General features: G+C 69.1%; 26 protein-coding genes. 2 read left to right on the top strand and 24 right to left on the bottom strand.

Translation table 11 applies throughout. The features are described from left to right. Positions 1–118: 118 nt before the first annotated feature. The 11 genes from ON29_RS22125 to ON29_RS22075 all read right to left on the bottom strand — a co-directional run bounded on the left by ON29_RS22125 (position 119) and on the right by ON29_RS22075 (position 6347). Positions 119–853, bottom strand: a complete 735-nt coding sequence (locus ON29_RS22125) for a TVP38/TMEM64 family protein (RefSeq protein WP_040869105.1) — start codon at positions 851–853, stop codon at positions 119–121. Between the two features lie 152 nt (positions 854–1005). After that, the gene (locus ON29_RS22120; RefSeq protein ID WP_040869000.1) at positions 1006–1305 is read right to left on the bottom strand and encodes a gas vesicle protein K; all 300 of its coding nucleotides are present in this window, start codon (positions 1303–1305) and stop codon (positions 1006–1008) included. Continuing rightward, positions 1298–1528, bottom strand: coding sequence for a gas vesicle protein (locus ON29_RS22115; protein ID WP_040868998.1), 231 nt, complete (start codon positions 1526–1528; stop codon positions 1298–1300). The genes ON29_RS22120 and ON29_RS22115 overlap by 8 nt, the downstream gene beginning before the upstream one ends. Next, positions 1525–2319, bottom strand: coding sequence for a GvpL/GvpF family gas vesicle protein (locus tag ON29_RS22110; RefSeq protein WP_040868996.1), 795 nt, complete (start codon positions 2317–2319; stop codon positions 1525–1527). The genes ON29_RS22115 and ON29_RS22110 overlap by 4 nt, the downstream gene beginning before the upstream one ends. Beyond that, positions 2316–2705, bottom strand: coding sequence for a gas vesicle protein GvpJ (gene gvpJ, locus ON29_RS22105; protein ID WP_040868995.1), 390 nt, complete (start codon positions 2703–2705; stop codon positions 2316–2318). The genes ON29_RS22110 and gvpJ (ON29_RS22105) overlap by 4 nt, the downstream gene beginning before the upstream one ends. Beyond that, positions 2702–3034 carry a gas vesicle protein GvpO gene (gene gvpO / locus ON29_RS22100; protein ID WP_051175457.1) on the bottom strand — a complete coding sequence of 111 codons (333 nt, stop codon included), beginning with the start codon at positions 3032–3034 and terminating at the stop codon, positions 2702–2704. Before gvpO ends, gvpJ (ON29_RS22105) begins: the two co-directional genes overlap by 4 nt. A 28-nt stretch (positions 3035–3062) precedes the next feature. Next, complete coding sequence (locus ON29_RS22095) at positions 3063–3293, bottom strand: gas vesicle protein GvpG (protein WP_040868994.1); 231 nt, start codon at positions 3291–3293, stop codon at positions 3063–3065. A gap of 3 nt (positions 3294–3296) precedes the next feature. Beyond that, positions 3297–4058 carry a GvpL/GvpF family gas vesicle protein gene (locus tag ON29_RS22090; protein WP_051175456.1) on the bottom strand — a complete coding sequence of 254 codons (762 nt, stop codon included), beginning with the start codon at positions 4056–4058 and terminating at the stop codon, positions 3297–3299. Next, positions 4058–4474 (bottom strand): gas vesicle protein GvpJ, encoded by a 417-nt coding sequence (gvpJ, locus tag ON29_RS22085; protein WP_157172854.1) that lies wholly within the window; start codon positions 4472–4474, stop codon positions 4058–4060. Before gvpJ (ON29_RS22085) ends, ON29_RS22090 begins: the two co-directional genes overlap by 1 nt. Continuing rightward, the gene (locus ON29_RS22080; protein ID WP_040868992.1) at positions 4471–5679 is read right to left on the bottom strand and encodes an SRPBCC family protein; all 1209 of its coding nucleotides are present in this window, start codon (positions 5677–5679) and stop codon (positions 4471–4473) included. Before ON29_RS22080 ends, gvpJ (ON29_RS22085) begins: the two co-directional genes overlap by 4 nt. Before the next feature lie 5 nt (positions 5680–5684). Continuing rightward, positions 5685–6347 carry a hypothetical protein gene (locus ON29_RS22075; RefSeq protein ID WP_040868991.1) on the bottom strand — a complete coding sequence of 221 codons (663 nt, stop codon included), beginning with the start codon at positions 6345–6347 and terminating at the stop codon, positions 5685–5687. 319 nt (positions 6348–6666) lie between these two features. Here ON29_RS22075 and ON29_RS22070 point away from each other — a divergent pair, with 319 nt between their 5' ends. After that, entirely contained in the window at positions 6667–7122 is a 456-nt protein-coding gene (locus ON29_RS22070; RefSeq protein ID WP_040869100.1) for a VOC family protein, read from the top strand. A gap of 111 nt (positions 7123–7233) precedes the next feature. On the opposite strand, the gene narI is transcribed toward ON29_RS22070, so the two are convergent. From narI to ON29_RS22050, 4 genes are read right to left on the bottom strand one after another with little or no spacing between them, the layout of a single operon-like run. Next, on the bottom strand, positions 7234–7992 hold the full coding sequence (gene narI, locus ON29_RS22065; protein WP_040868990.1) for a respiratory nitrate reductase subunit gamma: 759 nt from the start codon (positions 7990–7992) through the stop codon (positions 7234–7236). Further along, positions 7989–8669, bottom strand: a complete 681-nt coding sequence (gene narJ, locus ON29_RS22060; protein WP_040868986.1) for a nitrate reductase molybdenum cofactor assembly chaperone — start codon at positions 8667–8669, stop codon at positions 7989–7991. Before narJ ends, narI begins: the two co-directional genes overlap by 4 nt. Then, positions 8666–10378 (bottom strand): nitrate reductase subunit beta, encoded by a 1713-nt coding sequence (narH, locus tag ON29_RS22055; RefSeq protein ID WP_245549064.1) that lies wholly within the window; start codon positions 10376–10378, stop codon positions 8666–8668. Before narH ends, narJ begins: the two co-directional genes overlap by 4 nt. A 10-nt stretch (positions 10379–10388) precedes the next feature. Continuing rightward, positions 10389–14099: a nitrate reductase subunit alpha gene (locus ON29_RS22050; protein ID WP_040869098.1), complete on the bottom strand. Its 3711-nt coding sequence runs from the start codon at positions 14097–14099 to the stop codon at positions 10389–10391. A gap of 480 nt (positions 14100–14579) precedes the next feature. Here ON29_RS22050 and ON29_RS22045 point away from each other — a divergent pair, with 480 nt between their 5' ends. Continuing rightward, complete coding sequence (locus tag ON29_RS22045) at positions 14580–14915, top strand: SDR family NAD(P)-dependent oxidoreductase (protein ID WP_083863992.1); 336 nt, start codon at positions 14580–14582, stop codon at positions 14913–14915. A 137-nt stretch (positions 14916–15052) separates the two neighbouring features. Here ON29_RS22045 and mtnC read toward each other — a convergent pair whose 3' ends face one another. From mtnC to ON29_RS22005, 9 genes are all read right to left on the bottom strand, one after another. After that, the gene (gene mtnC, locus ON29_RS22040) at positions 15053–15745 is read right to left on the bottom strand and encodes an acireductone synthase (RefSeq protein ID WP_040868982.1); all 693 of its coding nucleotides are present in this window, start codon (positions 15743–15745) and stop codon (positions 15053–15055) included. Continuing rightward, the gene (locus tag ON29_RS22035) at positions 15742–16317 is read right to left on the bottom strand and encodes a 1,2-dihydroxy-3-keto-5-methylthiopentene dioxygenase (protein ID WP_040868981.1); all 576 of its coding nucleotides are present in this window, start codon (positions 16315–16317) and stop codon (positions 15742–15744) included. The genes mtnC and ON29_RS22035 overlap by 4 nt, the downstream gene beginning before the upstream one ends. Beyond that, a complete protein-coding gene (locus ON29_RS22030) occupies positions 16314–17960 on the bottom strand; it encodes a bifunctional S-methyl-5-thioribose-1-phosphate isomerase/methylthioribulose 1-phosphate dehydratase (protein ID WP_063825361.1) in 1647 nt (548 codons plus the stop codon). Before ON29_RS22030 ends, ON29_RS22035 begins: the two co-directional genes overlap by 4 nt. Positions 17961–18038: 78 nt before the next feature. Further along, the gene (locus tag ON29_RS22025) at positions 18039–18380 is read right to left on the bottom strand and encodes a DUF1330 domain-containing protein (protein WP_040868978.1); all 342 of its coding nucleotides are present in this window, start codon (positions 18378–18380) and stop codon (positions 18039–18041) included. A gap of 170 nt (positions 18381–18550) precedes the next feature. After that, complete coding sequence (locus tag ON29_RS36035) at positions 18551–18721, bottom strand: hypothetical protein (protein ID WP_157172853.1); 171 nt, start codon at positions 18719–18721, stop codon at positions 18551–18553. 486 nt (positions 18722–19207) lie between these two features. Further along, positions 19208–20950, bottom strand: coding sequence for an NTP transferase domain-containing protein (locus ON29_RS22020; RefSeq protein WP_040868976.1), 1743 nt, complete (start codon positions 20948–20950; stop codon positions 19208–19210). An 82-nt stretch (positions 20951–21032) separates the two neighbouring features. Further along, a complete protein-coding gene (locus ON29_RS22015) occupies positions 21033–21788 on the bottom strand; it encodes a VOC family protein (protein WP_040868974.1) in 756 nt (251 codons plus the stop codon). 54 nt (positions 21789–21842) lie between these two features. Next, complete coding sequence (locus tag ON29_RS22010; RefSeq protein WP_040868972.1) at positions 21843–22154, bottom strand: MGMT family protein; 312 nt, start codon at positions 22152–22154, stop codon at positions 21843–21845. A 4-nt stretch (positions 22155–22158) separates the two neighbouring features. Continuing rightward, the gene (locus ON29_RS22005; protein ID WP_040868971.1) at positions 22159–22935 is read right to left on the bottom strand and encodes an alpha/beta fold hydrolase; all 777 of its coding nucleotides are present in this window, start codon (positions 22933–22935) and stop codon (positions 22159–22161) included. Positions 22936–22992 lie beyond the last annotated feature (57 nt).

Here is a 22992-nt window from a genome sequence, read left to right as displayed (position 1 = left end):
TCGGCCGTTCCTCTCAGTAAATACCCCTGGGCGAGCACCCGCCAGGATGCGGGAACCGAGCCGTGGTGATTGCTGATCGAAGACGGCGCAATCGCCTGGTCTCCCACCTACACGGAGTTCAGCTGCCCGGCTCCTGGTCGCGGTCGAGCACCGGTTCGGCCTCGTGACGCGCACCCCGGCCGCGCCAGCTCCGATATCCGCGATGGGCGGCGAAAGCGCCGATGATCGCGGTGGCACACCACACCGCGATCGCGGTGTAGGCCAGGGGGGCCGACAGGTCACCGATCGAGGCGCCGAGCGCGGTGTAGACGAAGGCTCGCGGCGCCGATCCGATGAACGCGCCGACCGCCATCTGCCACAACGGGATGCCGAACGCGCCGAAGACGTACGACGCCAGCGCGTCGGAGATCCCCGGAAGGAAGCGCTGGTCGACCACGGCCCACAAGCCGCGCCGCTCGATCCGGGCGTCGATGCGCTCGGCGCGCTCGGCGCCGAGCAGCCCGCGCGCACTCCCGCGCCCTGCCCGCCGCCCGAGGAAGCTGGTGATGAGCGCCGTGCCCACCGCCGAGCCCAGCGTCACGAACGTCCCCACCAGCGGCCCGAACAGTAGGCCGCTCCCGGCGGCCAGCAGCGGCCCGGGAACGAAGACGGCACCGAGGACAGCCGAGACCATCACGTACGCGAACGGTGCCGCAGGCCCCGTCTCCGCGACCACGCCGCGCACACCCTCGACATCGATCACCCGCGCGACGGCAACGAGATAGAACATCACGAGCAGGACCGCGCCGAACAGCGCGAGGCGGGCGATGTGCGACCGGCGGCCGCCGGGAGAGAGATCATCGTTGCCGGTCATGGTGACCACAATCCTGCCGCACGCGGACCGCGCCCTCGACTCGAGGCGGAGGCGAGCCCGTCACCGGGGCCGGAGGTCGCCGAGTGGCCCGGCGCGGCTGTGATCTCGAGACGCTGTCGCCGTGCTGTCGAAACGATGACACGCACCAGCAGTCAGGGTGTGTCGCGCGGGAGGAGGGTGCCGAGGGGGCCCAGGTCGATGTTGAGGTCTTCGGGGGTGAGGCCGAAGTGGTCGCGGAGTTCTTCCATGCGTTGTTCGAGCAGCATGAGGGTGGTGCCGATGCGCTCGATCTGGGTATCGGTGAGGTCGCCCGCGTCGACGCGGCGGATGGCTTGGCGCTCCATGAGCTGCCGGAGCAGCTCCACCAAGGTGAGGACGAGGCTCACCAACCCGCGCTCGACGGATTCGGGTTCGGTGTCGATACGCGGTGGGATGCCGCCGAATTCAGTCATCGCCGGGTGGTTCCATGGCGTCGCGCGTCGCGGGCCCGAGTGGCGCGGACAGGGTGCTGATCGAGGAGATGAGAGCCCGCAGCGAGATCTGGACCAAGTCGACGTCCGCGATGGCGAGCTTGATATCGCCGGTGATCACCACGCCGCCGGCGAGTACCCGATCCAGCAGGTCGACCAGCGCGACACGGCGCTCGTCGTCGACCCGCCGGGCGACCCGGCTCATGCCGGCTCTCGTTCCACGCCCGCGAACGAGTACGGCGGCCACGGGCCGGTGATCTCGAGGCGTATGCCGGGGAACTCGGCGCTCAGCGCGGTGACGGTCGCGGCGAAGTCGTCGGTGCGATCGTCGTCCACGAGGTAGGTCCCGTTGAGCACCATCCAGTCCCGGCGGCCACTCAGTGCCGGATCGGTCAGCGCTTGACGTCGTCCCGCCGCGGCCTGGCGCACCAGGCGGGTGTGGATCTCCTCGGCGCGCTCCGCCGCGTCGCGCTCCACGGTTTCCTGTGCGGACAGTTGCGCACGGCGTCGGGCCAGGTATGCCGCGCCCGCGCCGCTCGCGCCGCCTTCGCCTCCGGCGCGGGCCTCGGCCACGGCGGCGGTGAGTGCCGCGCGATCGCCGTACGCTTTCACGCCCCACTCGGTGCGGCCGCTCACCAGCGCCAGCGCCGCGGCGAAGTCCGCCCGCCGCTCAGCGAGCAGGTCGCGCACCCGGTCGTCGTCGTGGAAGACCGTGGCCAGTCGGAGCGGGACGGTGGGACCGCGGCGCACCAAGGCCGCCACGACGGCATCGTGCGCCCTGGCCGTCCCCTCCAGCCAGTCGAGATCCTCCAGATTCCGCCGGAGCGGCTGTTCCCCGAACACGTTCAGCGGCACCGAGCCGACGACCGCGGCCAGATCGTCCGAGACCACGGAGCGCACCGGCTCTCCCGCGACGCCGGTCAGCTCGACCGCTTCCCCCGCGCCGTCGAGGCTGGACGTCACCGCGTACAGCCAGACGCAGAGCCCCTCGGTCACGACCGGTCTTCTCTCGGCTCGCGGCGGCGCTCGATCGGTTGACGTTGTCGGTTCGCGGCCTCCAGCTCGGCGATTCGGTCGCGCAGCTCCCGATTCTCGAGTTCGAGATCGTGATCCTGCCGTTCCAGCGTGTGGGCCTTGCTGTTGAGCCAGGGATCGGTCTCCCACCAGTCGATGCCCACCGACTTGGCCGTCTCCAAGGACGCGATCACCAATCGCAGTTTGATCGTGAGCAGTTCGATGTCGAGCAGGTTCACCTGGATGTCGCCCGCGATCACGAGGCCCTTGTCGAGCACCCGCTCGAGGATGTCGGCGAGGTTCGTCGACGAATGGCCGCCGCCTCCGTACGGCTGCGGTGCGGACGATCCGCCGCCGACCACCGTCATTGCCGAGCCCTTCCGATATCGGTGCTGCCGCGGGCGTAGCGTCTGGTCCGGCGGTAGGCCAGCAGGTTCCCGTCGAGATCGATCTCGACCTCGTAGAGCGCGAGAATGTCCGCCGACGAGGGGATGCGGCGGTCCTCGAGCACTTCGATCTCCACCTGCCAGCCGTCCTCGGTCGGTTCCATCGAGGTGACGCCCTGCACCTGTTTCGAGGTCAGTTCCACGAAGAGTTCCACCGCCACCGCGACCGCCTGAGCCGTGGTGAGGGGAGGTGGTTCGTCGGAAGCCGAGTGCACGTCTTCGGAGTCTTCGGAAGTGGTCTTGCGTGCCACGCGAGTCACTCCTTCCGGTCGATCGCGATCACGCTTGCCGACCGGTCATGCGATCCAGGACCGCCTGCTGCGCTTGTTTCCGCTCTTCTTCGGACAGCTGACCGGCAGCCGCGGCCGCATCGATCTCCTCGAGTTCCCGCCGCATGGTGGCGGGGTCGTGCATCTTCTGGTCCACCTGGTCCTGGATCACTTCGCCCAACCAGATGACGCCGCGGACCGGCGCGACGGGCAATGACAAGATCGTCGACAGCAGACCCATGTCTCACCCCTCGGGTGTGCGCTTGGTGACGAAGTCGTAGGCCGCCATCGGACCGAGCAGGTTCAGCTCCACGCGGCCGTCCCACTCCTCGCCGAGCCGGCGCAGCGTTTCCTCCAGCTCTTCCTGCCGGGCCAGCTCCACCAGCACCGCGATGTGGACGGCCTCTTCCTCATGGGTGGGATCCCGCTGGTTGACGAGTGGCTCGAACTGCTCGAGTTCGGCGACCACCTTGCGGGTGTCCTCGGCTCGCTTGGCCTCGATGGACTGATTGATCAGCTCGCCCAGCGCGATCCGGGCATTGCGGGTGGCATCCTCGGGTTTGTCGCGGATCTCCTCGCGCAGCCGGGCGGCCTCGGCGTTCTCGTCGAGGAGTTCGCGCAAGATGGTGTTCTCGACGTAGCGCCCTCTGACCACGAACTGCGCACGGCCCTCGAGTTGCTCCAGCGCGGAGCGGAATTCTTCCTCGTTCGCCTCGAGCAATTCGTTCTCCACCGCCTCGGTGTCGGTCATGACCGCGCCGAACCGCAGCGGCAGCACCGGGGCCACGGCCGCCGAGCCGTCCAGCAGCTCGGCGTGCGTGGTGAGGTCATCGGGTGTGCCCAGCGGCCGATCGGATTCGAGCGTGCTGATCAGCGCGGCGATCTCGCCGTGGCGCACCACCCCGACCTCGCCAGGAGGATCGCCGACGCCGGTGGCATGCGGCTCGGGCTCCACATCGGCGGGCACGATGCCGTAGACATACACGGCGGCTCGAGCGGTAGTCATCAATCCTCCTTGCGCCTGGGCCGGCTCGCCGTCTGACGCTTGTCCTGTACGTCGCCGAGAAAGTCCATGACCTTCTCGCCGGCCGCCTCGAGCGCGCCGCTCGTCTTGTGCTTCGCCGCGCCCTGGGTGACGTCGCCGACGATGTCGGTGATCCCCTTCGGTTCGCTGGTGGAGATCTCCAGCCGGTTGACGGCCTCGGCGAAACGCAGATAGGTGTCGACACTGGCCACCACGACGCGGGCGTCGATGGTCACCAATTCGATGCCGACCAGCGACACGCGTGCGAACGCGTCGATGACCAGGCCTTTGTCGAGGATCGTGTCGATCACGTCGGCCAGGCTGGAGGAGTTGGGGCGCGCCATCGTGCCTGCTCCGCCTCCGCCTCCGCCGCCTCCGCCTGCGGGTTCGATGGTCATGTGTGTGCTCCTCGCCTCTCGCGCGACCGGCGGGTCACGGTGGTGCGGCGAGCGGCCGGGCGACGGCGGGGCGGCTCGGATTCGTCCTCCTCCTCGTCCTCGCTCTCGTCTCGCTCGTCGGATTCTTGCTCGTCGGTCTCGTCTTCTTCGTCGGGCTCCTCGTCGGGCTCCTCGTCGGGCTCTTCGTCCGGTTCTTCGTCAGCGGACGCCTCGTCGTCCGCTCGGTCTTCCTCGGTGTTCTCTTCCTCCTCGCGTCGTGCGGTCTCGTCGTCCTTGACGACCTCGCTGTCGCGGATCTCGCCGTGCCAGCCGACGATGTCGTCGGGATGCAACACGGCCTCGGTCATGACGTGCCGCTGAAAGTGCTTGAGTTCCAAGCGGCATCGGCGACCGGCCGCGCGCCACATGTTGGCGGTCTTCTCGAAAAACCCTTTGGGGTGGTATTCCAGCACCACGAGGATGCGGGTATAGCCCGGCGTGATCTCGTGGAAGGTGACCGCGCCATCGATGTAGCCCTTGGGGCCCTTGGAACGCCAGACGATCCGCTCGAACGGCACCTGCTCGAGAATCGTGGATTCCCAGGTGCGCCTGGACCAGAACACTTTGCCGGTCCAGCTGAGCTTCTCGTCGGCCATCTGCTCGACTTGCTCGAGCTTCTTGGTGAACTTCGGGAAGTCCGCGAACTGGGTCCACTGGTCGTAGGCCAGGTCGAGGGGAACGCCGACGTCGATGTGCTCGACGATATTGGTCAGCTTGATCTTCTTGCCGCCACCTTTGCCCTTGCCGCCGGTCAGCGACTCCTTCGCCGACTCGAACCCTTGGCGCAGCGTGTGACCGATCTTGCTCTTGCCCATGCTCATGGCCGCCTGCAACGGCGAGGCGCCGCCGGCGAGCTTCTCCACGCCGGTCACCGCCGACAGCAGATTGCCGCTACCGCCTTCGGCGTACTCGGTCAACCGGCCCGCGGTCTGCGACACCTTGTTCGTCAGCCCGGACACCGCCCGGTCGGCCAGGGTCCCGGCGAGGTTCTGCATCGACTCCTGCAGAAGGCCGGTCGGCTTGGCCGGTGGGGCCTTCTTCCCTGCGCTCGATCCCGCTTTCTTGGCGGTCGAACCCGCTCGGGTCGCGGTTTTGGTGGCCCTGCCCGCCGTGTCGGTGGCCAGTTTGCCGACTCCGGCTGTCGCGTCGCGCAACGTCTTCGCCATCGGGCTCATCTCCTCGTGCGACGCACGGGCGGCGCGTCGTCGGCATCGGAGCGACTACGGCGTCCACGGGTTCCGGTCGGCTTGCGGTCCGCGGAGCCGGACGAACGGTCCGCGGTCCGGGAGCCCGCTCCGCGCTTGGCGGAGGCGCCCGACCGGCGAGCGCGCGGCCGCGCGGCGGGCCGCTCGGCGTCGTCCTCGTCCGCGGGCCGCTCGGTGTCGTCCTCGTCTTCCTCGTACTCGTCCTCGAGATCCTGATCCTGATCCTCATCGGAGGACGTCTGCTCCTCGTCCTCGGCGGACGCTTGTTCGTCGTCGTACTCGTCCTCGCCGGAATCCGTCTCCCGGGAGCCGCCTCGATCCTCGTCCGCGAGCAGCGTCGAACCCTGCTGCAACCGGGTGTTCAGCGCATCGAGCCGGTTGCTCGCCGCGGTGACCGCGGCGGACCGCGCCGCGCCGAGCAACTCGCCGCGCACGGTGTCGGTGATCTTGGACAGCTCGGGCGACGATTTGAGCAGCGACGTCCCGCGCTCGAGCAGGTCGCCGGTCGTTCCTCCGGATCGCTTGGCCATCGCGGCGCCCGCCAGCGACAACGCGAAGCGCATCTTGCGCGTGCGGCCCAGGAAGTACCCGATGCCCACCCCTAACGCGATTCTTCCTCCACCCTTCATTGCTCACTGCTTGCTCGCCTCGACGGCCACTGCACCGCCGGAGCCGGGGCGCTGAGACTCGAGTCCCCGAAAGTGGGATAGACCACATCGCAGCGGCCAAACTTCAGCGTATGCCTGGTTACCCCGATGGGTCGATGGTTCTGCCTGCGAAAAGCTGCGAAGTAGAGGGCTATCGAAGCTCTCCCAGCGATCACCTGGCCCAGAGTGTGCGACGCTCCCGGAAGAATATTTCGAGAAACTTCGCGAACTATGTCGAAGACGGACGGGTGGCTCCGACCGGTAGGTGACAGCCAGTCACACCACAGCGCAGGAGCACATCATGTCCGTCAACACCTTCTTCTGGTTCGACAACGCCGCCGAGGAAGCCGCCGCCTTGTACGTCTCGGTGATTCCGAACTCGCGGGTGGTCGAGGCATCCCGCAACTCCGATGGGTCGGCGTTCATCGTCTCGCTGGATCTCGACGGTCACCCGGTCACGCTGATGAACGGCGGGCCGGACCACCCGCTCACCGATGCCGCGTCACTGCAGGTGGTCGTGGACACTCAGGACGAGATCGATCGCCTGTGGGACGCCCTCACCGCCGACGGCGGCGAGCCCGGGCCGTGCGGCTGGTTGACCGACCGCTACGGCCTGTCCTGGCAGGTCGTGCCCGCCGCGCTGCCGAAGCTGATGGGCGGCGAGGATCCCGCCAAGACCATCGCCGTCGGCACCGCCCTGCGGTCGATGTCCAAGCTCGACGTCGAGGTGCTGCAAGACGCCTACGACAACGCCTGACCCTTCGGGAGACCGCACCGCCGACCGGTCGAGTGCCGCCGCGACGCCCGCCGACGCGGAAGACCCCGCTCGAACGCCATTGTCCGGACGGGGTCTTCATGCGCGGCGTCTCTAACGCCAGCGTTCGGGAGTGACGGGCGCGTCCCACGCCCGGGCGTAACGCCGCTTGTCGGGAGCGTCGTATTCCTTGCTGCGGTAGATCACGTACGGCCGCATCAAGTAGCCGACGGGCGCACTGAACATGTGCACCAACCGGGTGTAGGGCCACAGCCCGATCAGCGCGAGCACGACCAAACCGTGCAGCTGGAAGGTCCACGGCGTGTCCACCATGAGTTCGGGCTCAGGGGCGAGGGTGAACAGGCTGCGGAACCAGGGCGAGACCGTTTCGCGGTAGTTGTAGGTGCCCCACAGCAGATTGCTGCCCCACGTGTTGAGCAGTCCGGTCACCAGCGCGGCGGCCAGCAGCGCGTACATCAGCTTGTCGTTGCCGGTCGTCGCCTTGCGGACGGCGGGCACCGTGAAACGCCGGTAGAGCAGGATGCCCACGCCCGCCAGCACGGCGAGACCGGCCGCCGAGCCCGCCGCGACGGCGATCACGTGGTAGAGGTGCTCGGAGATCCCCACGGCCGAGGTCCACGATTCCGGGATCAGCACGCCGAGCACGTGACCGCCGAACACCCCGAGCATGCCGAAGTGGAACAGCGGGCTGCCCAGGCGCAGCAGGCGGCTCTCGTAGATCTGTGAAGAGCGCGTGGTCCAGCCGAACTGGTCGTTGCGGTAGCGCCACAGGTGCCCGAGCACGAACGAGGTGAACGCGATGTACGGCAGGATCAGCCACAGCGCGATCGGCAGGTGCGGCGTTGCGTTCATCGTCGGCCTTCCGATCCGTCGAACAGGGAGGGGTCCATCGCGAAGGGTTCCAATCCGACTTCCTCTTCGGGCGGCCCCTGGGCGGCGAGTTCGGCGATGCGCCTGCGATCCGCGGTGGTCGGCGGCGGCAGCGTGGCCCCGATCGCCGCGAGCACTCCGGCATAAGGGGAGCCGTTGTCCGACAGCGAAAGCCGCAGCAGCTCCAGCACCGGAACGTGCTCGCCGAGCAGCCGTTCGCCGCCGATCGGATCGACGGTGGCGGCGAACTCCAGCAGCACGGGCAGGTGGTCGGGCAGCTCTTCGTCACCGAGTTCGACACCGGCGTGCCGGTAGGCGTGCTTGAACCGCAGCAGCGCCATCCCGCGCTTTCGGGTGTCGCCGTAGGCGTAGAAGGTCAGGTGCAGGCTGGCGCGGCGGCGCATGTCGAAGGTCGCGACGTAGTCCGCGGCGAGTTCCAGCGGCGGAGTCGTCCGCAGGTAGTCGAGGCATTCGTCCAGGTGGGCGCGCACTTCGTCCGGTAGGGCGGTCGCGGCCGTCGCCAACTGGTCGACCATGGCCAGCGTCTGCTCGCCCGGGTAGTCCAGCAGCAGCGCGGCGATCCGCCAGACCAACTGACGGTCGCGCTGGGCCAGTTCGACCGCCGGTTCCGGGCGGCGCCGCAGTTTCAGCAGGCTCATCGCCCCGCTCCGGTCGGAGTCGAGGCCCGATCACCGGCGGCGTTGCTCGCGCCGTCGGCGTGCCCGTTGCCGGAGCCGCTGCCGTTGGTGTGGCCGTTCGCGTGCCCGTTGCCGTCGACGGCGCCGTTGCTCGGCAGCAAACCGTCGGTGCTCTTCCCGTCCCAGTTCAGCAGATTGATCCGGGACGACTTCTCCTGCGGCGCGGCGCCGTTGGAGTCGGTGAGGTGGAACTTCTCCACCATCTGGTCGAACGCCGTCATGCCCGGCCCGCCGTCGGTGTCCAGGCTGCATCCGGTGGCGAGCGAATCCAATTCGTGCGCGCGGGCTCCCGCGCCGGTCGGGATGACGTAGCGATGCTCGTACTTGGCGATGGCCAGCAGCCGGTACATCGCCTCGATCTCCTCCGGCTCCAGCCGCACCGACGGCGCGATCGAGGGATCGGGCTCCTCCCCGAGGTTCACCGACCGCATGAACGAACGCATCGCCGCCAGGCGCTGCAACGACGCGCGCACCGGGCCCACGTCACCCGCGGTGAACAGCTCGGCCAGGTACTCCACCGGAATGCGCAGCGCGTCGATGGCGCCGAACAGGTTCGACGCGTTCTCGCCGTCGTGCCCGGTCTCGGTGAGCACGTCCACCACCGGCGACAGCGGCGGCACGTACCAGACCATCGGCATGGTGCGGTACTCCGGATGCAGCGGCAGCGCGATCTGGTAGTCCACGATCAGCTTGTAGACCGGCGAATCCTGGGCGGCCTGAATCCATTCCGGCGAGATCCCGGCGCGCTCGGCCTCGGCGATCACGCGCGGATCATGGGGATTGAGGAACACACCGAGCTGGGACGGGTAGAGATCGGCGTCCTCGGTGACCGACGCGGCCTCCAGCACGGCGTCGGCGTCGTAGAGCATCACGCCGATGTAGCGCAATCGCCCGACGCAGGTCTCCGAGCACACCGTCGGGATGCCGACCTCCACACGCGGGTAGCAGAAGGTGCACTTCTCCGCCTTGCCCGTCTTGTGGTTGAAGTAGATCTTCTTGTACGGGCAGCCGGACACGCACTGCCGCCAGCCGCGGCACTTGTCCTGGTCCACCAGCACGATGCCGTCCTCGGCGCGCTTGTAGATCGCGCCGGAGGGGCACGACGCCGCGCACGACGGATTGAGGCAGTGCTCGCAGATCCGCGGCAGGTAGAACATGAAGGTCTCTTCGAACTCCAGTTTCACCTGATCGGACAGCTTCGCCAGCAGCGGGTCCTTGCCGACCTGCTCGGGACCCGAGCCGAGGTCGTCGTCCCAGTTGGCGCCCCAGGTGACCTTCGTGTCCTCGCCGGTGATCAGCGATTTGGGCCGCGCCACCGGCGTGGTGTCGATCGGCGGCGAGGACAGCAGGTTGTCGTAGTCGTAGCTCCACGGCTCGTAGTAGTCCTCGACCGTGGGCAGATCCGGGTTGGCGAAGATGTTCAGCAGCCGCTTCAGCCGGGAGCCGGACTTCAGGGTGAGCTTGCCGCGCTTGTTCAGCGTCCAGCCGCCCTTCCACTTCTCCTGATCCTGGTATTGCCGCGGATAGCCCTGTCCGGGCCGGGTCTCCACGTTGTTGAACCAGACGTACTCGGTGCCGCCGCGATTGGTCCAGGCCTGCTTGCAGGTGACCGAGCAGGTGTGGCAGCCGATGCACTTGTCCAGGTTCATCACCATGGCCAGCTGTGCCATGACTCGCATGTCAGTACTCCACTTCCTGCGACCGTTTGCGGATCGTCGTGACCTCGTCGCGCTGATTTCCGGTGGGGCCGTGGTAGTTCAGCGCGAAGGACTGCTGCGCGTAGCCGCCGATGAGATGGGAGGGCTTGATCATGATGCGGGTGAGCGCGTTGTGGATGCCGCCGCGCTTGCCCCGGCCCTTGGTGTCCTCGCCGATGCCCTCGATGCGCGGCACGTCCACCGCGCGGTCCTGCGCGTGGTACATGAACACGGTGCCCTCGGGCATCCGGTGGCTGACGATGGCGCGGGCCACCACGATGCCGTTGCGGTTGATCGCCTCGATCCAGTCGTTGTCGGCCACACCGATCTTCGCCGCGTCGCGATCGGACATCCAGATCGTCTGCCCGCCGCGCGAGAGCGTCAGCATGTGCAGGTTGTCCTGGTAGGCGGAGTGGATCGACCACTTCGAGTGCGGGGTGAGGTAGCGCACGGTGACACCCTTGTCGCCCACGTCACCGATCGAGGGCTCGTGGAACAGGGCGGTCATGTCCAGCGGCGGGCGGAAGATCGGCAGCTGCTCGCCGAGCTCGATCATCCAGTCGTGATCGAGGTAGAAGTGCTGGCGCCCACTGAGCGTGTGCCAGGGCTTGAGCCGCTCGGTGTTGATGGTGAACGGCGAGTAGCGGCGTCCGCCGGTCTCACTGCCCGACCACTCCGGCGAGGTGATCACCGGAACGGGGCGGGCCTGGGTGTCGGCGAAGGTGATCCGCTTGCCCTCGTGCTCTGCGGCCAGGTCGGCCAGCTTCGTGCCGGTGCGGCGTTCCAGCGCGTGGAAACCCTCGACGGCCAGACGGCCGTTCGTGGTGCCCGACAACGCGAGGATCGCCTCGGCCGCGTGGGTGTCCTTGGCCAGCGACGGGCGGCCCTGCGCCACACCGGACACGACCGTGCCGTTCACCCCGGCGAGGTACTCGACCTCCTGGTCGGGATAGGTGGTGACGCCCTTGGTGGTGACGCCCAGCGTGTCGATCAGCGGCCCGAGCGCGGCCATCTTCTCCGCCAGCTTCGGATAGTCGCGTTCGACCACGACCAGTTTCGGCATGGTCTTGCCCGGAATCGGTTCGCACTCACCGGCTTTCCAGTCCAGCACGCGACCGCCCGCCTGCGCCGTCGCGTCCGGCGAGTCGTGCTGCAACGGCACCGCGACGATGTCCTTGCGCTTGCCGAGATGCTTCTCGGCCATCCAGGAGAACCCGCGGGCGATCCGGTGGAAGGCGTCGAAGTCGGTCTTGGCCTCCCAGGGCGGCGAGATTGCCGGGGAGAAGGCGTGCACGAACGGGTGCATGTCGGTGGAGGACAGGTCGTGCTTCTCGTACCAGGTGGCGGCGGGCAGCACGATGTCGGAGAACAGCGTGGTGCTTGTCATCCGGAAGTCCAGCGACAACAGCAGATCCAGCTTGCCGGTGGCCGCGGTCTCCCGCCAGGTCAGCTCCTGCGGCCGCACGCCGGTGGCGTCGGTGGTCTGCAGGTTGGAGTCGGCGCCCAGCAGATGACGCTGGAAGTACTCGTTGCCCTTGCCCGAGGAGCCGAGCAGGTTCGCCCGCCACACGGTCAGGCACCGTGGGAAGTTCTCCGGCGCGTCCGGGTCCTCGCAGGCGAACCGCAGGTCGCCGGACTTCAGCCCGTCCACCACGTGCTCGGGAGCGGTCTTGCCCGCGGCCTCGGCCTCGTCCACCAGGTCGAGCGGGTTGCGGTCGAAGGTCGGATAGCTGGGCATCCAGCCCAGCCGGGTGGCGAGGGCGATGTTGTCGGCGGCGGTGCGGCCGGCGAACTTGCCCGTGCCCAGGGGGGAGGCGAACGGCTCGGCGGTGAACGGGTCGTAGCGCCATTGGTCGTTGGTCAGATACCAGAACACCGTGCCCTGCATCTGCCGTGGCGGGCGCTGCCAGTCCAGGCCGAAGGCCAGGGTGGACCATCCGGTCACCGGACGGCACTTCTCCTGCCCGACGTAATGCGCCCAGCCGCCGCCGTTCACGCCCTGGCAGCCGGTCAGCAGGGTCAGGGTGAAGAACGCGCGGTAGATCTGGTCGGAGTGGAACCAGTGGTTGGTGCCCGCGCCCATCAGGATCATCGAGCGGCCGCCGGAACGCTCGGCATTGTCGGCGAACTCGCGCGCGATGCGCTGGGCCTGCACGGCGGGCACTCCGGTGATGGCTTCCTGCCAGGCCGGGGTGTAGGGCTCGTCCGCGTCGTCGTAGCCGCGGGGCCACGTGCCGGGCAGACCGTCGCGGCCGACGCCGTATTGCGCGAGCAGCAGGTCGAAGACCGTGGTGACGCGCCTGCCCGCGACGGTCGTGGTCGGCACGCCGCGGGTGAGCACGCCGGGAGTGTCGCTGTCGAAGCGGGGAATCCGTACAGCCGCAACGTCGTCGGTGCGGCCGTACAGACTCAGGAGGGGATCGACGTCCCCGAGATCGAGGTTCCAGCGCCCGGCACCCTCGTCGCCGAAACGATGGCCGAGCGAGCCGTTCGGCACCACCGGCTGCGCCTGCGCGTCCAGCAGCACCGTCTGGAACTGCACGCCCTCGCCGGTGCGGCCCAGGTCGGCGGCGGTGAGGAACTTGCCGGGGACGTAGGCCCCGTCCCGCTCGTCGAGGGTGATGAGGAACGGCAGGTCGGTGAAGCGCTTGATGTAGTCGAGGAAGCGCGGCGTGGTCTTCTCGACGAAGAACTCCTTCAGCACCACGTGACCCATCGCCATGGCGAGGGCCGCGTCGGTGCCGGGGCGCGCGGGCACCCACTCGTCGGCGAACTTGGTGTTGTCGGCGTAGTCGGGGGAGACCACGACCACCTTCTGGCCCCGGTAGCGGGCCTCGGTCATGTAGTGCGCGTCCGGTGTCCGGGTGACCGGCACGTTCGAGCCCCACATGATGAGGTAACCGGCGTCGAACCAGTCCGCCGACTCGGGCACGTCGGTCTGGTCGCCGAACACCTGCGGCGAGGCCACCGGCAGGTCGGCGTACCAGTCGTAGAACGACAGCATGGAGCCGCCGAGCAGCGAGATGAACCGGGCGCCGACGGCGTGGCTGACCATGGACATGGCCGGAATCGGCGAGAACCCGGCCACCCGGTCCGGGCCGTACTGCTTGATCGTGTAGACGTGTGCGGCGGCGGCGATCTCGGCCGCCTCCCACCACTCGGCGCGCACGAATCCGCCCTTGCCCCTGGCGGCCTTGTAGCTGCGCGCCTTCTCCGGGTCTTCGACGATGTCGGCCCAGGCCAGCACCGGATCCTTGAGCCGGGACTTGGCTTCCCGGTACAGCTCGAGCAATGTGCCGCGCACGTAGGGGTAGCGCACCCGGGCGGGCGAGTAGGTGTACCAGGAGAACGACGCACCGCGGGGACAGCCGCGCGGCTCGTACTCCGGCTTGTCGGCGCCCACCGACGGGTAGTCGGTCTGCTGCGACTCCCAGGTGATCACACCGTCTTTCACGTAGATCTTCCACGAGCACGAGCCGGTGCAGTTCACGCCGTGCGTGGAGCGCACCACCTTGTCGTGGGACCAGCGATCGCGGTAGAACTCGTCGGCACTGCGCCCGCCGACCTTGTGCAGCGTCCGCTGATCGGACGACACCTCGCCCCGGTGGAAGTACTTCCCCAGCCGCAAGAGCGCGTCCCCGGCGTCGGCGGCCGGGGCGGAGGGTGCGTGACCCTGGGTGCGGGAATTAACCACGACGTCCCCTTCGAGCTGTGCGATCGGGTGGATGTTCCGACTGTAAAGAGGCACGCACGGCTGGCCAAACCTCTTTCTCACAGCCCATTCGAGAGCGTGGTGAGTTGTGAGACCGGCGCAACCTCCCGGTCACGGTAGTGCGCGGCTTCCCGGGGTGGTCCGGTGGGTCGACCAGGGCGAACCCGCTCTGAACTGGAGGGAATCGGAGCGGAGGGGTTCACGCGGGCCCGCGTCGGTGATGCTTTGGAAACGGCCGGTTCTCCAGTGCTTTACATTTGTTAACACAAAGGAGCGGCTGTCCGGGGCGCCCCGCTTATCCGTTTCGGAGTGTTTCGGCCTGTGTTTCCTGACAGCGTATTGTAAGCACAATCACAATTCGCTGAGAATTCGCTCGACACTGCGAGAAATTGCCGTCCCCGCGTGGTTCCAGGAATCGCCGTCCACGAATTCGTCTGGCGCCGAGCGGTCCACGCCGTCCCGATGGCTCGTCTGTCTACCATCGACCGGACGACACTGTTCTACGTGGTGACCGGTGGCGGACGCGGAATCGGCCGCGCGATCGTGGCTCGATTGCTGGCTCGCGGCCACGCGGTGGTGGTGGTCGAGCGCGACGCGGAGTCGCTGTCCTGGGCGGTCGGACGGGTCACCGTCGTGGCGGGCGACGCGGGCGCCGAGGAGACCGCCGAACGGGCCACCGATCGCGCGCAGGAGCTGGGCGCGTGCCGTCGAATTCCTGCTCTCCACCGACGGCGGCTGCGTCAACGGAGCCACCCTGGCCGTGGACGGCGGCCGCTCGGTCCTGGCCGTCGATCCTGAATCTCGCTGAGACGCAGCCGATCACGCTTCGCCTCGACCGCCTGCGCGGGTAGCCGGTGCCGCGTCACCTAAAGCCCCGGCGAGGCAGGGAACGAAAGTGGTTGCGGGATGGGCGGATTAACGCGTCGGCCAGCGTCTCAGGCCGGGGCGGCGGGATCGATATCGGCGAACGTGTCGACCCAGCGGTGCGGCGGCCGAGGCGGATTGGGCTCGCCGGGCCGGGCGAGGCCGACCACGCGCCACCCCGCGGCGACAGCGGCATCGAGTTCGTCCGGATGATCGGACAGGAACAGGATGCGTTCGGCGGGCGCGGCGATCGAGCCCGCGATCTTGTCGTAGGAGGACGACTCGCGCTTGCCGCCCGCCGTCGACAGATCGAAGTACCCGCTGATCAGCTCGGACAGGCTGCCGCCGCGCGCGAAGGCGAACCAATCCCGCTGATTGCGTACCGATCCCGAGGAGTAGACGTACAGCGCGAGCCCGGCGGCGTGCCACGCGGCGAGCGCCGGTGGCACGTCCGGGAAGAACTCGCCGTGCAGTGCGCCGCCACGGAAGCCCTCCGCGCAGATCAGGCCCTGCGCGGTCTTGAGTGGCTCGGCCTTGACGTCGGTGTCGAGCCACTCGCGCAGGATCCCGGCGACTTCCTCCGGGCCCGCGTCCGGGCGTCCGGCCAGTTCCCTGGTCGCGGCCAGCACGGGAGCCGCGTTCGTGGAGCCGTTCTCGGCCAGCCACTCCGGGAGCCGTTGCCGGGTATAGCCGTACAGGTCTTCGCGGACCGCGGCGGTGGGGCTGGTGGTGCCCTCGATATCGACGACGACGGCGTCGATCACGGCGCGGTCAGCAGCTCGTCGAGGGTGGGGAAGCCCGCGCTGATCTTGTCGCCGGTGAAGTCGCCGACCCAGCCGTCCGCTTCCTCGAAGAAGCGGATGGCGATGAAATCGGGGCGCTCGCCCATGTCGAACCAGTGCAGCGTGCCCGCGGGTACCGAGAGCAGGTCGCCGCCCTCGCACACCACCGCGAAGACCTCCTCGCCCAGGTGCAGATAGAAGCAGCCGCGTCCGGCGGCGAAGAAGCGCACCTCGTCCTCGGCGTGCCGGTGCTCGTCGAGGAACTTCCCGCGCGCACCCGCGGCGATCTGCGGCCACTGCGGGTCGGCGTCGTCGGGGTGGATGCGGGCGATGTCGATGTGCTTGTAGCGCCCGGAGCCGTTCAGTTCCGCGACGTTCGTCGCGTAGTGCGCGAGCAGCTCCTCGGAAGACGCCGACGCGGCGTTCTCGACAACCGGCCAGCGGCCGAAGGTTACGCCGTGCTTCGCCAGTTCGGTGCCGATCACCTCGTCGTCGCTGGTGCGTACGCGCACGTCGGCCGCGTCACCCGCGGCCATCACCTGCAGGAGGGTCATGTCAGTCCAATCTCGAGAAAGTCGTCGCGCGGGGCGAACGCCGCCGGACTGCCGGTGCGGGACACCAGCTCACACAATGCTTCCAGGCATTCGGCGCGATCGCGCGCCTGGGCGAGATCATCGCCCCAGGCGGTGATGCCGTGACCGGCGATGACCAGGACGGGCAGCGCGCCGGGATGGTCGAGCAGGTAGCGTTCGATGTCCGCGCCGATGCGCGGCACCTCGGGCCAGTTCGGGAAAACCGGGATCTCCGCGACGGCCGGATCGCCGCCGCCGAGCCCCTTGATCAGTTCGTAGTCGGTGATCCGCAGCGTCGCGAGCGTGCCGGGGGACGCCGAGCGGGTGGCCAGTGCGGTGGCGAACGGCGGATGAATGTGCACGACCGCCTGGGCCGGACGGGTCCGGTAGACGGCGGTGTGGATCGTCGTCTCGGCGGAGGGTTTGCGTCCGTGGCCTGCCACCGGCGCGGAGTCCGCTACCCGCACGGTGACCATGTCGCGCTCGGTGAGTTCGCCTTTGGACAACCCGCTTCCGGTGACCAGGGCGGTGGCGCCGGTGCGCACCGAGATGTTGCCCGCCGTGCCCGGCATCCAGCCGCGCCGGTAGAGCTCGCGAGCGATGTCCGCGATGGCCGCGCCGTGCGAACGATCGGATCGGTGCACCACGCCGTGCTCGGTGACCACCGCGGTCACCAATTCGGCCGGCGTCACGTCGAAGGCCGGATTGAAGACCTCGGTGTGCTCGGGAGCCGTTGCGACGCCACCGAATCCGGTCACCTCGGCGGCCGCGCGTTCCTCCACGACGATCTCCCGGCCGGTGGCCATCGACAGGTCGCGGGTCGACTCCGGGGCGACCACGACGAACGGGATGCCGTGGTGGCGGGCGGCGAGCGCGAGACCGTAGGTGCCGATCTTGTTGGCGACGTCGCCGTTGGCGGTGACCCGGTCGGCGCCGACGAGCACGCAGTCGACCTGTCCGGTCGCCATCGCCCAGGCCGCGGCGGAATCGATGGTGAGCCGGTGCGGGATGCCCGCTTCGGCGAGTTCCCAGGTGGTCAGCCGCGCGCCCTGCAACAGCGGCCGGGTCTCGTCCACCAGCACCTGTTCGATCGCGCCGCGTCCGGCCAGCACCCGCAGCGTTCCGATGGCGGTGCCGAACGCGCTGGTCGCCAGCCGCCCGGTGTTGCAGTGGGTGAGCACACGCAGCGGCCGGTCCGCACACAGGCGCTGCACCAGGTCGGCGGCGTGGGTGGCGGCGGCCCGGTTGACCCGGCCGTCCTCGGCGAGCATATCGAGCGTCTCGGCGAGGACCGCGCCCGCGCCGTGGCCCACCTTCGTCCGAACCCGCCGCACCGCCCAGGCCAGATTCACCGCGGTCGGCCGGGCGGCGGCGATCCGGTCCGCCTCGGCCTGCACCGCCGCCTCGTCCACCACGCCGTCCACGGTGTGCGCGGCGGTGGCGATGACGACGCCGAAAGCTCCCGCGATGCCGATGGCGGGCGCGCCCCGGATGGCCAGCGCCTTGATCGCATCGATCACCTGGTCGACGGTGCTCAGCCGCAGTTCACGCACCTCGTGCGGCAGGCCGCGCTGGTCGATGGTGACGAGCGTGCCGTCGTCCCAGACCAGAGAGCTGTCGTCCATCAGGCGCATCCTTCTCGCGTCGAACCGTGTCGTGCCTGGTCAACGGTATCGGACGGGGGATGGCGCGCCGAAATCGCGTCAGGCGGCCGGTGTGCGCAGTTTCGCGGCGCGTTCGCGTGGGTCGTAGTCCGGGCCGACGCCCTCGATCAGCAGCAGGTCGCCGTCGATGTGCTCGGCGCGCAGCGGCAGGATCTCCTGGTAGGCGGGCGAGTGGTACCACTCCCGCGCCTCGGTCATCCCGGGGAACTCGATCAGCACCATGCTGCCGGGCCAGTCGCCTTCCACGACCTCGGCCGGGGGCCCGTGGATGACGAAGCGGCCGCCGAACGGGTCCAAGGTGGCCTGGATGCGCTCCAGGTATTCGAGGATGTCGGGGTGGGCCCTGCGACTGCGGAGGTGGGCGAAGCCATAGGCGGACATGGCGTTTGGCCTTCCTTCGTTCGATCACGCCGGGGATGGCGTCGCACCGACGGTAGGTCCGCCGCGCGCGGTGCGGCAATTACCTGAGGGGTAAGCGCACTGGTCTCGAACGACCGCGGCCGCCGGTCCCGGGAGGAGGTGGGGCCGGCGGCGCGGGTGGCGCAGATCAACTAGCGGCGACGCTCCTGCTCGCCGCGCCGGTCGGGCATCTCGCTCCTGGTGCCCCGACGGCCTTCCATGTCCGTGCCCTCGCGCATGTCCTGCTCTTGGCGCTGTTGCTGTTGCTGCCTCGGCATCTGCTTCGGCATTTTCTTAGGCGTTTTCTTCGACTTTTCAGTCATCTCCACACGGTCCTTTCCGGGGGATTGATATTCGCCTAACGAACTCACGATAGCGAGCGGACATGGCGCCCGGAAGGGGAAATGAAAAATATGCCCCGTAGCGGCGGATATGTCATGTTTGCGCAGGTGGAGGCAATATTCACATTGAATTTAGATAACGAATTCGGTTGCGGTGTGCCTCTGGTTGACATTCTTCTTACCAGCACGCCGGAGAGTTGGGTCAAAGGGTGAACAGGGGCAAGTGGTGACGCTTGCGCCGGGTGCGTCGGTGTTTATCGCGGTGAATTCGATTCCGCTGTCGTGAAGAAGCGTACGGATCATTCGAGTGGTCGCCGCCGCTACCGCTGATTCCGCTGTGAGACAACGACTTCGGCTCGACGCCTGGACCGGGTCTCAGCGCTTTCGGCTTCCTGTGCGCACTCGTTCTCCTGGAAAGGCTGCGCTGCAAGCACTTTCGTACCCGAAGGCGACGAACTACACGTTGCCTCAGCGGCGCAGCGGCAGGAATTCGACGATCGCTCCGTCGTCGGCGTCGGGCGGGACGATGACCAGGCCGTCGCGGTCGACGAGGCCACCGAGATGCGCCGTGCGAATGGTCGGGTCACCGATCCAGCCCCCTTCCCCGGCGGCGCGGGCCGGAACGATGCGGGGCACCGGTCCGGTGATCTCGGCCGCGTTGTGCAGCGGTCCGCGCAGTGGGCGCGCGGGAGCGGCGCCGGTGCGGCCCTCGACGATCGCCGGCGCGAGCGCCATGAGCGTCGCGACGGCGGCGAACGGGTTGCCGGGCAAGCCGAGCACCGTGATGCCGGAGGCGAGCTGGGCTACGACGGTGGAACCGCCCGGGCGCAGCCGCAGCCGCGGCACCAGGATCTCGGCTCCGGCGCGGGCGAGGGCACCGCGGAGTTGGTCGGCGGCCCCGCCGCCGGTCGCCCCGACGATCACCAGCAGGTCGCACTCCGGCGCGACCGTCATGACCTCGTCGAAGCCGTGCGGAGTGTCGCGTAGATGCACCCGATCGGCAACGCGAATACCATTCCAGGACAACAGATCCGGCAGGACAGGACCGATCGAGTCGCGGGTCTGCCCCGCTTGCAGCGGCCCCTCGCTGCGGATCTCGTCCCCGGTCATCACGATGCGCGCGCGGACCGGGCCGCGCACCGGCGCCACGGTGACTTCGACGCTCGCGGCCGCGGAGACCAACGCCGCGGTGACCGGCGTGCCCTCCGGCGCCACCGGATCACCGGCCGCGCGGTCCTCGCCCCGGCGGCGGATGTCGTCGCGAAGCGGGGTGTCCGGCAGGCGGTACAGCGTCTCGTCGGCGATGTGCGCGAATTCGTCGCGCAGCACACCAGTGGTGCCGTCCGGGACGTGCGCCCCCGTGGCGATCCGCACCGCCTCGCCCGGCAACAGTCCCACCGGTCGCCGCCCGCCCGCGAAGCCGATGTCGCGGCGCAGGCGCCACGGGCCGTCGCCCGCCACCGCGTAGCCGTCCATCGCCGAGACGTCGAAGCGGGGCAGCGGCCCGGCCGCCGTCAGCGGGCCCGCGAGCGCCGCCCCGAGCACCGAATGCAGATCGGCTTCATATGTGGTGAGCCGGGACAGGTCGCGGCGCAGGATGTTTCGTGCCTCGTCGAGGTCGAGCGGTGGTTGCTGCCGTGGTGCGTCGACCGCCGCCCTGGCCTGCCGTACCTGCTCGTCGGTGTCGCAGTCGCCGACGCCGGAGAGCGGGATGATCGCGGCGGCGGCGGGCACCAGGGCTTTCATCGGCTGGTTGATCAGCGCGTCGAGCTCGTCCAGCGCGGCGGCCAGCGCGGAGCGCCGCCACACCCCGATCAGATACTGCGGACGCCCCGACTCGTCGGCGGCGAACACCGCGTCCGCGCCGGATTCGGTGGCGTGCCGGATGAGCTCGGTGATCGCCCACGGCGACAGGAACGGCAGGTCGGCGGCCAGCACCACCACCAGCGGGGCGGCGGAGCCGAGGGCGCGCAGCCCCGTGTCGATCGCAGGCACCGGACCCGACCCGGGCGGCACCTCGCGCACCTGGATGATCTCCGGCGCCAGCTCGGGCCGATGCGGTCCGACGACCACCGTGTGCGCGCACGAGGCGACGGCGGCGAGCGCCACCTCGAGCATGGAACGGCCGCCGATGACGATGGCCGGTTTGTCCACGCCGCCCATCCGGCTGGCCCGGCCGCCCGCGAGCACGATCGCGTCGGCGGGGATCACACGCCACGACCTCGAGCTAGGTACACCATGGCGGCCATGCTAATTCGTCACCGCCGGGAAGCCCGGGAGCGGACGGTGCGGATCAGGCGTTCGACCAGAAGCGAGCCGCGGGCAGCAGCCGGAACTCGTTGAGTTCCGGGTCGGCGAGCACGAGGTCGGTGTCCCTGGCGGCCACCGGGGCGCCCCGGTCGATCGTCGTGGCGCCCGCCGCGTGCAGCCGGGCCACCTCCGCGGCCCGGTCGTCGGCCGGAAACGAGGTGAGATCCAGGCGCAGCCTGGTCCGGCCGGACCCCGCGTCGGGGGTGCGCACGAACTCCAGCCAGGAGCCGAGCCCGGTCGGTGAACGCAGCCCGGTCAGCCGCTCGCCGCGATGCGTGGACGGCCAGCCCGTGGCGGCCGACCAGAATTCGGCGAGGCGCCCCGGGTCGCGCGTGTCGACCACGATCGCCGCGACGGATCCGGTGTCCACGTACTCCTCCCTGGGTTCGAGCACGCAGAACTCGTTGCCCTCCGGGTCGGCGAGCACAGCCCAGGGCACCGCGCCCTGGCCGATGTCGACCGGTCGTGCGCCCAATGCCAGCGCCCGGTCCACCTGGGTGTGCTGGTGGTCCAGCGAGCGGGTGGCCAGATCGAGATGCAGGCGATTCTTGCCGACCTTGGCCCGCATCGCGGGCAGGAAGGTGAGCGTCAGCTCGCCACCGTCGGCGTCGGGGGCCGCGACGTTCACTTCGTCGGGGCGGTCGAGGGTCACGCTCCAGCCGAGCAGTTCGGCCCAGAAGTCCGCGACCGGACGCGGCCGGTCGGCATCGAAGGCGACGCATGCCAGGCGGGTGGGCATGGATCAACGGTACTGTCCGCCATTCGGGCACGGAGGCATTTCGGAAAGCGGTACTCAGTCGCGCGGGAGATCGGGCAGCGGGAAACGCGCGGCGCGCAGGTCGACGCGCCCGTCGTGGATCGGCACGCCCTCCGCGGCGAGCAGGCGCAGTTGACGGTGGGCCAGGTGCGCGGCGGGTTTGCCGCTCGCCCCGAGCACGCGGTGCCAGGGCAGGTCGGCCGAGTCGGTGCGCATGATCCAGCCCACCGTGCGCGGCGTGGACAGACCGGCGGCCGCCGCGATATCGCCGTAGGTGGCGACCCGTCCGGGCGGGATCGCCGCCACCAGCGCGCGCACCTGCTCTACCTGGGCGTCGGTGGTCGGCATCGGCTCAGAGCACCGAGCGCACGAGTTCGCCGGTCTGTGCGGGATACGCCTGGGCGACCATGTGATCGCAGTTCCATTCGAGCACGGTCAGACGGGCGCCCATGTGCGCGGTGAGCGCCGCGCGGAACTCCGGTGTGACGAACGGCGGGTGCACCTTCATCGCCTGCACCAGCACGGTGGGCAGGTCGGCGGGCGGCAGCACCCAGTGGCGGGCCAGCTGGCCCCAGTAGGAGTTGACGGCGGGCAGGCTCATCCGCCAGCCGAAGCGCCCGTCCGCGGTGGGCATCAGGTGTTCGTCGAGTTCGGCTTCCAGCAACCGCGGCTCGACGTCGCCCCAGCCGGTGTCCAATTTGTCCTGGCGCGCGTGCTCGACGCTGTCGTAGTCGGCCGAGACGAGGGTGGACAGCGCGATCTCGTTGAGCCATTCCGGTTCCAGTGCGATGGCCGGATCGAGCAGCACCAGCTTGCGCACCAGTTCGGGATGCCGATGCGCCAGGTGCAGCGCGCACGCGCCGCCGAAGGAGTGCGCGACCACTACCACCGGGCCGTCCGCCTCGGCGGTGACCAAGCCGACCAGATCCTCGACGATGGTCTCGAAGTTCCACGGCGGCAGCGAGGTCGAGCGACCGTGTCCGCGCAGGTCGGGCGCGAGCACACGGACATCGGGCAGATGCCGGGTGGCCAGGTCTTCCCAGCGTTTGCCGTGGCCGGTCACGCCGTGCAGGGCCAGCACCACCGGTCCCGTCGTCGGACCGAACCGATGGACATTCAAAACAGACACCGGTCCATTTTGACCTGCGCCGCAGTCGCGCGCACCGGCGGTCGGACGGAGGCGTGT

The organism is Nocardia exalbida NBRC 100660 (assembly GCF_000308575.1).
GTDB lineage: Bacteria > Actinomycetota > Actinomycetes > Mycobacteriales > Mycobacteriaceae > Nocardia > Nocardia exalbida.
Note: the sequence above shows the minus strand (reverse complement) of the source record. Positions and strands in the feature narration are given on the sequence as shown.

What these genes read in the sequence shown, in the direction of transcription:
- ON29_RS22125 (WP_040869105.1), bottom strand. Translation starts at nt 853, where the DNA reads ATGACCGGCAACGATGATCTCTCTCCCGGCGGCCGCCGGTCGCACATC.
- ON29_RS22120 (WP_040869000.1), bottom strand. Translation starts at nt 1,305, where the DNA reads ATGACTGAATTCGGCGGCATCCCACCGCGTATCGACACCGAACCCGAA.
- ON29_RS22115 (WP_040868998.1), bottom strand. Translation starts at nt 1,528, where the DNA reads ATGAGCCGGGTCGCCCGGCGGGTCGACGACGAGCGCCGTGTCGCGCTG.
- gvpJ (WP_040868995.1), bottom strand. Translation starts at nt 2,705, where the DNA reads ATGACGGTGGTCGGCGGCGGATCGTCCGCACCGCAGCCGTACGGAGGC.
- ON29_RS22095 (WP_040868994.1), bottom strand. Translation starts at nt 3,293, where the DNA reads ATGGGTCTGCTGTCGACGATCTTGTCATTGCCCGTCGCGCCGGTCCGC.
- ON29_RS22090 (WP_051175456.1), bottom strand. Translation starts at nt 4,058, where the DNA reads ATGACTACCGCTCGAGCCGCCGTGTATGTCTACGGCATCGTGCCCGCC.
- gvpJ (WP_157172854.1), bottom strand. Translation starts at nt 4,474, where the DNA reads ATGACCATCGAACCCGCAGGCGGAGGCGGCGGAGGCGGAGGCGGAGCA.
- ON29_RS22080 (WP_040868992.1), bottom strand. Translation starts at nt 5,679, where the DNA reads ATGGCGAAGACGTTGCGCGACGCGACAGCCGGAGTCGGCAAACTGGCC.
- ON29_RS22075 (WP_040868991.1), bottom strand. Translation starts at nt 6,347, where the DNA reads ATGAAGGGTGGAGGAAGAATCGCGTTAGGGGTGGGCATCGGGTACTTC.
- ON29_RS22070 (WP_040869100.1), top strand. Translation starts at nt 6,667, where the DNA reads ATGTCCGTCAACACCTTCTTCTGGTTCGACAACGCCGCCGAGGAAGCC.
- narI (WP_040868990.1), bottom strand. Translation starts at nt 7,992, where the DNA reads ATGAACGCAACGCCGCACCTGCCGATCGCGCTGTGGCTGATCCTGCCG.
- narJ (WP_040868986.1), bottom strand. Translation starts at nt 8,669, where the DNA reads ATGAGCCTGCTGAAACTGCGGCGCCGCCCGGAACCGGCGGTCGAACTG.
- narH (WP_245549064.1), bottom strand. Translation starts at nt 10,378, where the DNA reads ATGGCACAGCTGGCCATGGTGATGAACCTGGACAAGTGCATCGGCTGC.
- ON29_RS22045 (WP_083863992.1), top strand. Translation starts at nt 14,580, where the DNA reads ATGGCTCGTCTGTCTACCATCGACCGGACGACACTGTTCTACGTGGTG.
- ON29_RS22035 (WP_040868981.1), bottom strand. Translation starts at nt 16,317, where the DNA reads ATGACCCTCCTGCAGGTGATGGCCGCGGGTGACGCGGCCGACGTGCGC.
- ON29_RS22030 (WP_063825361.1), bottom strand. Translation starts at nt 17,960, where the DNA reads ATGGACGACAGCTCTCTGGTCTGGGACGACGGCACGCTCGTCACCATC.
- ON29_RS22025 (WP_040868978.1), bottom strand. Translation starts at nt 18,380, where the DNA reads ATGTCCGCCTATGGCTTCGCCCACCTCCGCAGTCGCAGGGCCCACCCC.
- ON29_RS36035 (WP_157172853.1), bottom strand. Translation starts at nt 18,721, where the DNA reads ATGACTGAAAAGTCGAAGAAAACGCCTAAGAAAATGCCGAAGCAGATG.
- ON29_RS22015 (WP_040868974.1), bottom strand. Translation starts at nt 21,788, where the DNA reads ATGCCCACCCGCCTGGCATGCGTCGCCTTCGATGCCGACCGGCCGCGT.
- ON29_RS22010 (WP_040868972.1), bottom strand. Translation starts at nt 22,154, where the DNA reads ATGCCGACCACCGACGCCCAGGTAGAGCAGGTGCGCGCGCTGGTGGCG.